Origin of the sequence: Polynucleobacter sp. MWH-Braz-FAM2G (assembly GCF_018687635.1) — a bacterium.
Lineage (GTDB): Bacteria > Pseudomonadota > Gammaproteobacteria > Burkholderiales > Burkholderiaceae > Polynucleobacter.
This window is the reverse complement of record NZ_CP061300.1, coordinates 756,906-770,993: the sequence shown is the minus strand read 5'-3', so window position 1 is coordinate 770,993 and position 14,088 is coordinate 756,906. Positions and strand designations below refer to the sequence as shown.

Below are 14,088 nucleotides of genomic sequence, written 5' to 3'. Positions count from 1 at the left end.
TCTCTTATCAAACCGTCATTGGATTTGGTTTAGCAGCATCAATCCCGTATTTCTGAATTGCTTCAGCCAATTTAGATCGATCAAGCTGACCGGCATCAACCAAGGATCTCAATGCTGTGAGCACCACCCAACGACGATCAACTTCAAAGAAGTCGCGGAGTTTTTCACGAGTGTCGGAGCGTCCAAATCCATCGGTACCCAAGACTTCATAACGACGACCCATATGTTGAATAGCCGGACGAATTTGTTCAGCAAATAAACGCACGTAATCGGTTGCAGCAATCACAGGACCAGATGTGTCCTTCAGGCACTTCTCAACGTGAGAAAGAGTCGGTGTAGCAGTTGGGTTCAAAAGATTACTGCGGTGTACTGCAGTCCAATCACGACCAAGCTCAGTGAAACTTGGGCAACCCCATAAATCAGAAGCAATACCCCAGTCTTTATGGAGAATATCGGCAGCTTCAATCACTTCGCGGAAGATGGTGCCAGAACCTAATAGTTGTACGCGGAGTTTTGCCTTATCGTCGCCAACGGACTTAAGCTTGTACATCCCTTTAATAATGTCTTGCTCCGCACCCTTAGGCATTGCAGGGTGTGCATAGTTTTCATTCATTAAAGTGATGTAGTAATAAACATCTTCCTGAACTTCTAACATGCGACGCATACCATCTTGAACAACAACCGCTAATTCAAAGGCGAATGTTGGGTCGTAGCTGATGCAGTTAGGAACTGCGCCGCTCCAAAGATGGCTATGTCCATCTTCATGTTGCAAACCTTCGCCATTTAGAGTCGTTCTTCCTGCCGTACCACCGAGCAAGAAGCCGCGACTACGCATATCTCCTGCTGCCCAAGCTAAGTCGCCAATACGCTGGAAACCAAACATGGAATAGAAGATATAGAAAGGCAACATCGGCACTCCATGAGTAGAGTAAGAAGTTGCAGCTGCAATCCAATCACACATGCCCCCTGCTTCATTAATGCCCTCTTGCAGGATTTGACCAGTCTTGTCCTCTTTATAGAACATCAATTGATCATGATCTTCTGGCGTGTATAACTGACCGAGTTGATTCCAGATTCCTAATTGACGGAACATACCTTCCATACCAAAGGTGCGAGACTCATCAGGAACAATAGGAACTACGCGCTTACCAATGACCTTATCACGCACTACTGTATTGAGCATGCGTACAAATGCCATGGTTGTAGAGATCTCACGACCTTCTGTAGTTGCCTCAAGCAAAGGGGCAAAAACATCCAGTGCTGGAACAGGCAAGCTCTCGGATTTCATGCGACGTTGCGGTAAGTAGCCACCTAATTCATTACGACGCGCTTTCATATACTCAAGCTCAGGACTACCATCAGCAAACTTCACTAAAGGCATTTCATCTAGTTGCTCGTCTTTTACAGGAATCTCAAAGCGATCACGGAATCGACGAACGTCATCCGCATTCATCTTCTTGGCTTGGTGAGCAATATTCATCGCCTCACCTGAACCACCCATACCGTAGCCCTTAATTGTGTGAGCCAAGATAACTGTTGGTTGATCTTTATGATTTACGGCGGCATGGAATGCAGCAAACACCTTATGCGGATCATGACCGCCACGGTTTAATTGCCAAATTTCATCATCGCTCCAGTCACTCACTAGGGCTTTTAATTCTGGAGTGTTGAAAACAATCTCACGAACATAAGCGCCGTTCTTAGATTTCATGGTCTGATACTGACCGTCAACGATTTCCCCTAGGCGCTGCATCAAGATACCTTTTTTATCTCGAGCAAATAATGCATCCCACTGACCACCCCAAACAACTTTGATCACATTCCAACCGGCGCCACGGAACTCGCTTTCTAATTCTTGAATAATTTTTCCATTACCGCGTACTGGTCCATCCAAGCGCTGTAAGTTACAGTTGATAACAAAAATTAAGTTATCTAACTTTTCACGGCCAGCCATACCAATCGCGCCCAATGACTCTGGCTCATCAGTTTCACCGTCACCCAAGAATGCCCAAACCTTCCGACCTTGCTCTTGAATAAAGCCACGGTCAGTTAAATATTTCATAAAGCGCGCTTGGTAGATCGCCATGATCGGGCCAAGACCCATCGATACTGTAGGGAATTGCCAGAAATCAGGCATCAACCATGGATGTGGATAACTTGAAATGCCTTTGCCGCCAACTTCTTGACGGAAATTATTTAGTTGGTCCTCTTCAAGACGTCCCAACATATATGCACGCGCATAAACACCTGGTGCTGAATGGCCCTGAACAAAAATTAAATCGCCACCATGTTCAGGCGAAGGTGCATGCCAGAAATGATTGAAGCCAACATCGTATAAAGTTGCAGCGGACTGGAAAGATGAAATGTGTCCACCAACGTTGGTATCTTTATTGGCACGAAGCACCATTGCCATTGCATTCCAGCGAGTGTATGAACGAATGCGATGTTCAACATTCTGATCACCTGGGAGTCGCGCTTGATTCTCTACGGGAATCGTATTGATATAAGGTGTCTCAGCATGGAACGGTTGCACTACTCCGTTTACGCGCGCATGAGAAATTTGTTGGTCGATGAGGTAGGCAGCTCTTTCAGGACCTTCATTACGAATCACGCCATCAAGCGCTTGTAACCATTCCTGAGTCTCGCCTGGATCGGCATCCTGAGCATTTTGTTTGCCTAATATTTGATCTGGAACTGCTGCCATCATTTGTCTCCAATTAATAGTGCGTAATTTGTCATTAACTCTATAGGCAATATTCTAGGAAGGTATATGGGTGTAAACAAGCAATTTTCCACATAATGATAATATTTCTCATAATGTGGTATTTTATTGCACTGCAAATAAGAAGTAGAAAACCCCCTCAAAATCGATTTCAAATAAAACAAATAGGGCAAAATGCATCATATTCATGAAATTCACGCCTTTTGCTAGCTTAGTCCTCAGCCCATTCAGATGGCTCCGCAAAATTCGCGGATTTAGACTGGTTTACACCCCATTACTTGCGATTGTTTTATTTACTGCAGTCATGGGCATTATTTTGGGCACACTTCATCTTCAAGAAAAAAATCAGCAAGAAGCTGCATTGTTTAGAGAACTCTCTTTTGCCAAGCAACGCATTCAATCGCGCTTTCTCAACAACCTTGAAGCTTTAACCACCATTAATCGAGAACTCGCTGCTAGTGAAGATCAGGTCAAACTAAGACAGATTGCTCGCGAGCAAGCAGAAGATATTGTTGTCAATAATCATGAGATTGTCAGAATCATTTGGCTAGATGCACAACACCGGAGACAGTGGATAGCACCAGCTGAGAGCGAGAAAACGGACTGGGTTAGTAAATCTCAAAACAATCAACTTATTCATGCAAATCTTTTATCGGCCATTGAACTCAGTCGGGTAACGAGTCGAGCTGCATTTAGTCAGTTCATCTTTTTGGATTTACCAACTGACGAACCCATTTCCGCTGAGAGAAAAATCGTTTTTTGGCAAGTGGTGCCAAATATTGTTGGCGGTGAAATCATTGGTTACTTAGCTGCGCTCTATACCACTCAAGGAATTTTGGATGTGATTCCTGGTGAGCTTAAGTCCCACTATCGCTTCACCTTACTGACAGATAACGAAAAAGTATTGGCTATTTCCTCTGATAAGGGTATCCCTAAGAGAGCATTTAGCAATCAAACGAGTTTGGATATCGGTGTTTTAAGTCCGAATATTAATTTACGTATCGATACATATCCACCACCCACCAATCTAACTTTCCGAATGTTGATCGGGGTTGTAATGGGCTTATGCGTCTTCGTGATTTGGAGCCTTTGGTCTGTTTTAAAACAAATGCAAGTACGACAAGAAGCAGAGGCAAGTTTACGTACCGAAACTAGCTTCCGTAAGGCGATGGAGAATTCCACTCCTGTGGGTATTCGAGCTCATGACATGCAAAAACGCATTACCTATGTCAACCGCGCATTTTGCGAAATGACGGGCTGGACCGCTGACGAGTTAATGGGTCTCACGCCGCCATTCCCATTCTGGCCTGATAGCAGAAGGGATGAGCTCGTTGAAAAAATGAATCGTGCGCTACGAGCTGATATCTCAGGCAGCATGAAGGTCGGTATTGAAGGCGTGATCGTCAAAAGAGATGGCACTCTAATCCAAACCCGCACCTTTATTGCCCCACTCATCAATGAAAAAGGAAAGCAGACTGGCTGGGTTACTTCATTAATTGATATTTCTGAGCCAAAAAAGATTCGTGAAGAGTTGGCAGCATCTCAAGAACGCTTTACAACCGTTTTAGAAAGTCTAGACGCAGCAGTATCGGTTGTCTCTTTGGAAACAAATGCTCTGTTGTTTGCTAATCGTTTCTATCGTGAGCGCTTTGGTGATGACTCAAAAGGTCACTTCCAATTGGCTGGTAACGATGCAAGTAATACCACGATGCGAGATATTGCAGAGGACCTAGAAGATTCTCCCCCTGGAATTCCAACACACTTTTTGTATCAAGAATCTGAGTCTGAAGAAGTGCAACTGAGTGACGGCAGCAATCAATGGTTTGAAGTAAGACGTCGCTTTATTCCATGGGTAGATGGACATCTCGCGCAGCTTTTAATTGCTACGGATATCACCACCCGCAAAGAAGCAGATGAATTAGCGCAGCAGCAACAAGAGCGCATGCAGTTTACTAGTCGCCTTACCACCATGGGTGAAATGGCATCTTCACTAGCTCACGAATTAAATCAACCACTCTCCGCCATATCCAATTACTGCATGGGTGTTGCTAAGCGTTTAGACGGCAATCTAGATCCAACACTAACTAAAGAAATTTTGCCCGCACTAGAAAAAGCCTCTGAACAGGCTCATCGAGCTGGCACCATCATTCAACGTATACGGGGTTTTGTGAAACGCAGCGAGCCACAACGTAAGGCATCTTGCATTTCAGAAATCATTAACGACGCAGTTGGCTTGGTTGAAATTGAGGCACATCGGCATCGCTTAAGCATCACTTCTCAGATTGCGGAAAATCTACCAGTAGTCAATCTAGATCCGGTTCTAATCCTGCAGGTGGTAGTGAATCTCCTGAAGAATGCTCTTGATAGCGTTCGCGAGGCGTACCCCCTTTCCTCCCGCTGGTCAGCTCCCGCTGTAAAAATTAGCGCGGATTTAGAAACCAGTATCTTCCCAGCGATGCTCAGAATCCAGGTTACTGATGCCGGTGGTGGCATCCCTGAAAACGTGCTGGAACACATGTTTGAGCCGTTTTTTAGTACAAAATCCGATGGTATGGGCATGGGACTCAATATTTGCCGTTCTATTATTGAGTCCCACCATGGCAGACTTTGGGCCACAAACGTCACGGACTCAGAACAGACCAAGCTGGCAGGCTGCACCTTTACAATACTCCTACCCTTAGAATCCCCAGAATCTAAGGATAATGTTTAACACCGAATTGATAGTTTGACCTCGCGAGAACCGATATGAACTTAAGTGCTACTACAAAACCAAATCAAGCCGAAGTTGTCTATGTTGTGGATGACGATGAAGCGGTAAGAGATTCGCTTACCTGGCTCCTTGAGAGCAATGGCTATGTAGTGCGTTGCCATGCAAGCGCTGAACGTTTTTTACAATCTCTACAAAGCACAGATAAATCCACCATCTCTTGCGCTATTTTGGATGTTCGGATGCCTGGCATGTCTGGCCTTGAGCTACAAGAGCGCCTCACCAGTGAAAATCTGCCAATGCCTGTTGCCTTTATCACCGGTCATGGTGACGTCTCCATGGCAGTCTCCACAATGAAGCGTGGCGCAATCGATTTTATTGAGAAACCCTTTAAAGAGAATGATCTTTGCGGCTTGGTTGATCGCATGCTTGCCAAAGCTCGTGTTGTTTACTCTCAAGCTAGCCAACGAAAAATTACCCAAGGTTTACTGAGCAAGCTAACAGGACGCGAACGCCAAGTATTGGAGCGCATTGTTGCTGGTCGCTTAAACAAACAAATTGCCGATGACCTCGGTATCTCTATTAAGACTGTTGAAGCACATCGTGCCAATATCATGGAGAAGCTCAATGTCAATACAGTTGCCGATCTGCTTCGCCTAGCTTTGTCTGACCCACAGCCTAATTAATCACTGGGTTGATCAATGCCTGCTCAATTATTAGACGGAAACGCCCTTTCTAAAAAACTACGCACTGAGATTGCCGCACGCGGGGCCATTGTTACCGCTAAAGGCACTAGACCAGGATTGGCAGTCATTGTGGTCGGAGATAATCCAGCCAGCCAAGTCTATGTGCGCAATAAAGTGAAGGCTTGCGAAGACGTTGGCTTTCATTCTGTCTTAGAGCGTTACTCTGCTGAACTTGGCGAAGAAGAGTTGCTTGCTCGCATCGCCACCCTTAATGCGGACCCAGCTATACACGGAATCTTGGTACAACTTCCGCTACCAGAACACATTGCTTCAGAGCGTGTTCTCGAGGCAATTGCTCCAGAAAAAGATGTTGATGGCTTTCATGTTGCCAATGCTGGCGCGCTCATGGTTGGGCAACCCGAGTTCAAACCTTGCACGCCTTATGGTTGCATGAAAATCCTCGAAAGCATTGACTACCCCATTCGCGGGGCTCGCGCTGTCATTGTGGGCGCCTCTAATATCGTAGGTAAGCCAATGGCAATGCTTTTATTGCAAGCTGGTGCAACCGTGACTATTTGTAATAGCAAAACCCGTGACTTAGCTCACCATACTAAAGATGCCGATATTTTGGTGGTAGCTACAGGCAAACCAAAGATGATTTCCGGCGATATGGTCAAGAATGGCGCTGTAGTAATTGACGTAGGCATCAATCGCCTACCCGATGGCAAGCTTTGCGGAGATGTCGACTTCGATACGGCCAAATATGTTGCAGGCTGGATCACCCCAGTTCCAGGTGGAGTTGGCCCGATGACTATCACTATGCTCCTCATGAACACCTTGGAAGCAGCTGAAAAAGCGGTCAAGCTCTAAGGGATTGGCTGGGACTTTTAGCAAAATAGTTCCCAGTCCGTTAAGCTAGAGGGATGACTACATCCTCTTCCAATACCCTTCCTTCTGATTTACAAAATAATCCTCTACTAACTTTTGGTCGAGGCATTGCCAGCTATTCAAAAGTTAAGCCCGAACACATTGCCCCTGCAATTGAGTATTTACTCAAACGCGCACAAGAAGCTGTTGATGTGGCAGTAAATTCGGATACTGCGCCAACCTGGAATGCTTTAGCAGAACCTCTTGAAGATGCTACCGAGGCATTGGGAAGATCTTGGGGAGTGATCTCCCATCTCAATAGTGTTGCCGATACGCCAGAACTACGTGCAGCTTATGGAGAAATGTTGCCCAAAGTTACCGCCTTCTTCTCTAGTCTTGGACAGAATTTAGATCTTTACAAAAAATTCAAAGAATTAAGTAAAGCACCTGTCTTTGAGAAACTAAGTCCAGCACAGAAAAAAGTGATTGAAAATTCTTTGCGAGATTTTCGTTTGGGTGGCGCCGAACTTAGCGATGCTGATAAGCCCCGCTTTGCTCAAATTCAAGACGAACAAGCGATATTAGGTAAAGCGTTTTCCGATCATGTCTTAGATGCCACCGATAGTTTTGTGCACCTTATTACAAACAAGGCTGAATTAGTTGGATTGCCTGAAGATGCAATTACTGCAGCTGCTGACACCGCTGCGCAAAAGAACCTGCAGGGCTGGGCATTCACGCTACACTTCCCCTCCTACTACCCAGTCATGCAGTACTCTGAAAATCGTGCGCTAAGACGTCTCATGTATGAAGCATACGTTACACGAGCTTCAGAACTAGCACCTCAATACGCCAATGGTAAGTTAGAGTGGGATAACACTCTCAATATGCTTGAGCAATTAAGATTACGAGATGAAGAGGCTCGTATGCTCGGCTTCAAAAATTATGCCGCACTAAGTTTGGCGCCAAAGATGGCAAATAGCGTTGAGGAGGTGGACTCATTCTTAACCAACTTTGCACAGAAGGCAAAACCATTTGCACTCAAAGATTGGCAAGAATTGAGTGATTTTGCAAAAACGAAGCTCGGTATTTCCGATGGGCTGGAACCCTGGGATATTGCCTTTGCCTCAGAAAGATTAAAGCAAGAACGTTATTCATTTTCAGAGAACGAGCTTAAGCAATATTTTCCTCTGCCCAAAGCATTAGATGGACTTTTTCAAGTAATCCAAACCCTGTTTGGCGTCAAGATTGAAGCTGCTGATCTCCCTACTTGGCATACGGATGTGCAATCGTTCTCAGTCAAGAATACTCAAGGCAATATCGTGGCGTATTTTTATTTAGACCCCTACGCTCGACCTGGTAAACGAGGTGGCGCATGGATGGATGATGCACGTGGACGCAGGATATTGCCCAATGGAGAGATCCAAATACCGGTAGCTTACTTAGTCTGCAACTTTGCACCCCCTGTAAAGGTGGACGGTGTATTGCGTCAACCCACCATTACCCATGATGATGTGATTACCCTTTTCCATGAGAGCGGTCATGGTCTGCATCATCTCTTAACTCAAGTTAGCGCCCTAGGAGTCTCTGGCATCAATGGTGTTGAGTGGGATGCAGTTGAGCTACCAAGTCAATTTATGGAAAACTTCTGTTGGGAGTGGGAGGTTTTAGAAAAAATGACCTCTCATGCCGAGACAGGTAAACCTTTACCCCGCGAACTTTTTGAAAAAATGTTAGCCGCCAAGAATTTCCAAAATGGCTACATGACCCTGCGTCAAATTGTGATGTCATTAACCGATTGGCGTTTGCACTCTACATTTGATGCGCAAAGTACAGAAAGCCGAGCAGTGCTAGAACTCTCTAGAGAGATTGCCAACCAATTTAACGTAATCTCTCAACCAGAGATTTCCCGTTGGATCAATACATTTAGCCATATATTTGCCGGCGGCTATGCAGCGGGATATTACAGTTATAAATGGGCGGAAGTACTGTCAGCTGACGTTTACTCTGCCTTTGAAGAGGCCGCCAAACTTACTGGCAGTGTTCTGGATGAAAAAACGGGCGCTCGTTATCGACAAGAAATTCTGGAAGTGGGCGGCAGTCGCCCTGCTGCTGAATCTTTTAAAGCGTTTAGAGGTAGAGAACCGAGTATCGATGCCTTGCTAAGGCATGGGGGCTTAGCGCAGCAGGCTTAGGTTTTTTTAATGGTTGCTATTACGGGGGCATGGTCTGACGGCTGCTCCCAAGCTCTTGGTTCTTTATCAACGATACTAGCTTCGCATTTCGCTTTAAGCGCTTCACTCAACAATATGTGATCGATGCGCAAACCGGCATTCCTTCTAAAGCCCATCATGCGGTAATCCCACCAACTGAAGGTTTTGGGTGACTGTTCAAACATTCTGAATGAATCATGCAATCCAAGTTTAAGTAAATCCTGAAATGCGGCACGCTCTGGTGGTGACACTAGATTCTGACCTTCCCAAGCCTTAGGGTCATGAACATCTTCATCGGCAGGCGCAATATTGAAATCACCAAGCAAAGCTAGACGTGAGTTTTGCTGAAGCTCTTCGCTCAGCCAGGTTTGCAAGGCTTGCAGCCAATTGAGCTTGTAAGTGAATTTCTCGCTCTCAGGCGACTGCCCATTAGGGAAATAAGCAGATACTAATCTCATGGGTTGAGTACCAGCAAAACAGACTGTAGCCGCAAGGATACGCTGCTGCTCATCAGCATGATCCGGAATATTTCTGACTGGCTTCAGGAAAGCAGTCTCAATGTCCGATGAAATGGGCGCCAATGCAGCTTTACGCAGAATAATTGCAACACCGTTATAGGTTTTTTGCCCTGCAGCCAGACTCAAATAACCAGCATCCTCCAGCTCTTTGTGGGGATACTTGTCATCGGTCAGCTTCAGCTCTTGCAAACAAAGCGCATCAATAGCTTGCTGCTTTTTTTCTTGATCCTGCAACCAACGCAATACTTGTGGAAGGCGAACCTTCAGGGAGTTCACATTCCACGCTGCTATTCGAACTGAATCAGTCATCGATTCCCAATTCTTGCAACTTTCTCGTGATCGTATTGCGGCCAATACCTAATCGCTGCGCAGCTTCAACTCTCCTACCACGAGTCACCTCTAAAGCAGCTTGCAATACCGCTTTTTCAAAGCGAGCAGTAAGAGCATCAAATACTTCCTTTTCGCCATCCTGCAGCATCTTCACAGCGAGGCGCCCTAAACCACTCTCCCAGTCACCTGAGGCTGCTTTTGCAAGATTAGGATTACTGGGCGCGGACTCACTTTGAAGTGCAATTGGCTGCTCATTAGCCTGGGCTACGATATCAGCAGGAAGATCGCTCACTCCAATCACATTTGCTGATGTCATTACTGTTAGCCAATGACATAAGTTTTCTAGTTGACGTACGTTTCCTGGAAATGGCATCGCACTAATTTCTTTCAGCACTTCATCTGAGAGTTTTTTAGGTTGTACGCCCAGGGATTTAGCACAGCTCAGCATAAAGTGCCTTGCCAACATCGGAATGTCTTCTGTACGTTCGCGCAAAGAAGGCATACGCAAACGAATCACATTTAGGCGATGCAATAAGTCTTCACGGAAAAGCCCAGCCACTACTCTTGCCTCTAAATTTTGATGAGTTGATGCAATGATGCGAACATTTGCCTTAATAGGATCTTGACCGCCAATGCGATAAAAATGCCCATCAGACAATACGCGCAATAAGCGAGTTTGAAGGTCAAATGGCAGGTCTCCAACCTCACCCAAAAATAAAGTACCGCCATCAGCTTGTTCTAGACGACCACGGCGTAGAGTCTGAGCACCAGGGAAGGCGCCCCGCTCATGACCAAACAACTCGGATTCCAATAAATCTTTAGGTACTGCGGAAGTACTCAGCGATACAAATGGACCCTTGGCGCTAGGGCTATGTTTATGTAATGCGTGAGCAACCAACTCTTTTCCGGTACCGGATTCACCAGTGATCAAGACGGTGGCATTAGATTGAGCCAAACGTCCTATTGCACGGAAAATTTCTTGCATCGCTGGCGCTTGACCAATAATCTCGGTCGCATCTTGTCTCCAAGCAGTTAATTCCTTGGCACCAGAATTATCTCGGGTGCCCTGCTCCACAGCGCGATGAATCAGCTCAACCGCCTTTTCTACATCAAATGGTTTTGTAAGATATTCAAAAGCGCCACCTTGAAACGAGGAAACAGCAGAATCTAAATCCGAATAGGCAGTCATGATGATGACTGGTAAATGCGGATGACTAGCCTTCACATGTTGCAATAAATCCAAGCCATTACCGCGTGGCATGCGAATATCGGAGATCAACACCTGAGGCGTCTCTTTTTCTAGGGCATTGAGCACATCGTTGGGATTAGAAAAACTCTTATGCGGAATATTTTCACGCGATAGAGCTTTTTCAAGGACCCAACGAATAGATTGATCGTCATCTACGATCCAAACTGGTTTCATGATGCTTTCTCCTGCCTACGATATGGAATTTGAATATGAAAATCAGTGCGCCCAGGACGGCTATTACAAGTGATAAAGCCCTGATGCTGCTGAACAAAGGTTTGCGCTAACGTCAGACCAAGTCCGCTACCACCCTCTCGACCCGACACCAAGGGAAAGAAAATGCGCTCGATAATCTCTTGTGGTATGCCTGGGCCGTTATCAATCACATGCAAATCCAAGGCTAATTTATAGCGATGCTTTGCGATAGTAACCGAACGTGCTACTCGAGTTTTTAATTCTATTTGCGCTACTCCAGTGCGAATTTCTTCGCTCAGCGCTTGGGCGGCGTTGTGAACAATATTCAGAGTTGCCTGAATCAGTTGCTCACGATCACCCAATAAATCTGGCAAGCTCGTGTCGTAATTTCGAATAATGCGCAGACCTTTTGGAAACTCGGCCAGCACCAAGCTGCGAACACGCTCTAAGGCCTCATGCACATTAAAAGATTCCATCACATGGGCTTTACGATGTGGCGCCAAGAGACGATCCACCAACGTTTGTAAACGATCAGATTCTTTAATAATGACTTGCGTATATTCACGCAAACCTTTTTCGGGCAACTCAAATTCGAGTAATTGCGCCGCTCCACGTATACCGCCTAATGGATTTTTAATCTCATGCGCTAAGTTGCGCATCAACTGTTTATTTGCCTCAACTTGCTGAGTCACGCGTTCATCGCGCTCGCTACGCAGCTGTTGATCGATTGGAAACCACTCCATCATGATCAGCGTGGGGTCTTCCAACGCAGCGACAACCACATGCGCCGGAATGATTTCTTGATGAATGCTGCTAGGCATCGAGTGCAACATCATTTCTTGACGTTGAGCTGATACATGCCCTAGCCTCACTTCGGAAATCATGGAATTTAATGCTTCGTTATCGCCAAATAAATTGTGCACAGATTGACCTTCAAGTGATTTACGTGAAAGATCGAGGGCTGACTCAGCAGCGGGATTCACATATACCAATTGTTGGTTCTCAGCCGTAAATACCACGATGGCATTCGGCATCTGATCAAGCAATGTCGGAAAAAAAGGAGCAGCCGAAGCTGCTCCCTTGAACGAATTGCGCAACAGACCTGCGCTCAAGTTCTCTCCTTCGCTTACAGGGAGTAGTACATATCAAATTCGATTGGATGAGTTGTCATACGGAAACGTGTGACATCTTCCATCTTCAAATTGATATATGCATCAATCATTGATTCAGTGAATACTCCACCGCGAGTCAAGAACTCGTGATCTTTCCTCAATGCATCCAATGCTTCTTCCAAGCTCGCGCAAACGGTTGGGATCTTTGCATCTTCTTCTGGTGGCAAGTCATACAAGTTCTTGTCAGCAGCTTCGCCTGGATGAATCTTGTTCTGAACACCATCCAAACCAGCCATCAACAAGGCAGAGAATGCCAAGTATGGGTTAGCCAATGGATCTGGGAAGCGAGTCTCAATACGACGACCCTTTGGATTAGCAACGTGTGGAATACGGATAGAAGCAGAACGATTACGTGCTGAGTATGCCAACTTCACTGGCGCCTCAAAACCTGGAACCAAACGCTTGTATGAGTTTGTACCTGGGTTAGTAATTGCGTTTAATGCCTTCGCGTGCTTGATGATGCCGCCGATGTAGAACAGAGCAAACTCTGACAAACCTGCGTAACCATTACCAGCAAACAAGTTCTCACCGTTTTTCCAAACAGATTGGTGAACGTGCATACCAGAACCGTTATCGCCAACTACTGGCTTAGGCATAAATGTTGCTGTCTTGCCATAAGCATGCGCAACGTTTTGAATAACGTACTTCTGCCAGATAGTCCAGTCAGCACGCTGTACCAATGTGCTGAACTTGGTTCCCAATTCGTTTTGGCCTTGACCAGCAACTTCATGGTGATGAACTTCAACTGGAATGCCCAATGATTCGAGAATCAAGCACATTTCGGAACGCATATCTTGGAATGTATCTACTGGAGCAACTGGGAAGTAGCCGCCTTTTTTACCTGGACGATGACCAGTATTGCCGCCTTCGATTTCTTTAGATGATGACCATGGCGCTTCTTCAGAATCAATCTTTACGAAGCAACCTTGCATATCGGCACCCCAACGAACGCCGTCAAAAATAAAGAATTCTGGCTCTGGACCAAAGTAAGCAGCATCGCCAATACCAGTGCTCTTCAAATACGCTTCAGCACGTTTTGCAATAGAGCGTGGATCGCGATCGTAACCTTTGCCATCTGCTGGCTCGATAACGTCACATGTGAGAACCAATGTTGGCTCTTCATAGAATGGATCAATGTATGCAGCTGTTGGATCTGGTTTAAGCAACATATCTGAAGCTTCAATACCCTTCCAGCCAGCAATAGAAGAGCCGTCAAATGCATGACCACTCTCAAATTTGTCTTCGTCAAATGCAGAGATAGGTACTGTTGTGTGCTGCTCTTTACCCTTTGTATCTACAAAGCGAAAATCAACAAAAGTACACTCTTTCTCTTTAACCAACTTCATCACATCAGCGACGGTCTTCGTCATGCAAATCTCCTCTGTTAACTAAATTCGGAATCAAAACTTAAGGCATACACCCTTGTTTATTCCAG

At 45.6% G+C, this 14,088-nt stretch carries 9 protein-coding genes; 4 read left to right on the top strand and 5 right to left on the bottom strand.

Going from position 1 to position 14,088, the window contains the following annotated elements; all coding sequences use genetic code 11:
- Positions 1-7: 7 nt before the first annotated feature.
- Positions 8-2,704, bottom strand: a complete 2,697-nt coding sequence (gene aceE / locus FD973_RS04025) for a pyruvate dehydrogenase (acetyl-transferring), homodimeric type (protein WP_215324705.1) — start codon at positions 2,702-2,704, stop codon at positions 8-10.
- A gap of 205 nt (positions 2,705-2,909) precedes the next feature.
- Here aceE and FD973_RS04020 point away from each other — a divergent pair, with 205 nt between their 5' ends.
- From FD973_RS04020 to FD973_RS04005, 4 genes are read left to right on the top strand one after another with little or no spacing between them, the layout of a single operon-like run.
- The gene (locus FD973_RS04020; RefSeq protein WP_215324338.1) at positions 2,910-5,432 is read left to right on the top strand and encodes a PAS domain S-box protein; all 2,523 of its coding nucleotides are present in this window, start codon (positions 2,910-2,912) and stop codon (positions 5,430-5,432) included.
- 35 nt (positions 5,433-5,467) lie between these two features.
- The gene (locus tag FD973_RS04015; RefSeq protein WP_215324337.1) at positions 5,468-6,115 is read left to right on the top strand and encodes a response regulator transcription factor; all 648 of its coding nucleotides are present in this window, start codon (positions 5,468-5,470) and stop codon (positions 6,113-6,115) included.
- Positions 6,116-6,130: 15 nt separating this feature from the next.
- Positions 6,131-6,985, top strand: a complete 855-nt coding sequence (gene folD, locus FD973_RS04010) for a bifunctional methylenetetrahydrofolate dehydrogenase/methenyltetrahydrofolate cyclohydrolase FolD (protein ID WP_215324336.1) — start codon at positions 6,131-6,133, stop codon at positions 6,983-6,985.
- Positions 6,986-7,038: 53 nt separating this feature from the next.
- A complete protein-coding gene (locus tag FD973_RS04005; RefSeq protein ID WP_215324335.1) occupies positions 7,039-9,174 on the top strand; it encodes a M3 family metallopeptidase in 2,136 nt (711 codons plus the stop codon).
- Here the strand turns inward: FD973_RS04005 and xth are convergent.
- Genes xth through glnA form a run of 4 tightly spaced genes read right to left on the bottom strand, consistent with a single transcriptional unit; the run spans position 9,171 to position 14,023 of the window.
- A complete protein-coding gene (gene xth, locus FD973_RS04000) occupies positions 9,171-10,019 on the bottom strand; it encodes an exodeoxyribonuclease III (RefSeq protein ID WP_215324334.1) in 849 nt (282 codons plus the stop codon). The genes FD973_RS04005 and xth overlap by 4 nt on opposite strands.
- Positions 10,012-11,463 (bottom strand): nitrogen regulation protein NR(I), encoded by a 1,452-nt coding sequence (gene ntrC / locus FD973_RS03995; protein WP_215324333.1) that lies wholly within the window; start codon positions 11,461-11,463, stop codon positions 10,012-10,014. Before ntrC ends, xth begins: the two co-directional genes overlap by 8 nt.
- Entirely contained in the window at positions 11,460-12,581 is a 1,122-nt protein-coding gene (glnL, locus tag FD973_RS03990) for a nitrogen regulation protein NR(II) (protein WP_371816879.1), read from the bottom strand. Before glnL ends, ntrC begins: the two co-directional genes overlap by 4 nt.
- 26 nt (positions 12,582-12,607) lie before the next feature.
- Complete coding sequence (gene glnA, locus FD973_RS03985; protein ID WP_215324331.1) at positions 12,608-14,023, bottom strand: type I glutamate--ammonia ligase; 1,416 nt, start codon at positions 14,021-14,023, stop codon at positions 12,608-12,610.
- Positions 14,024-14,088: the final 65 nt, after the last annotated feature.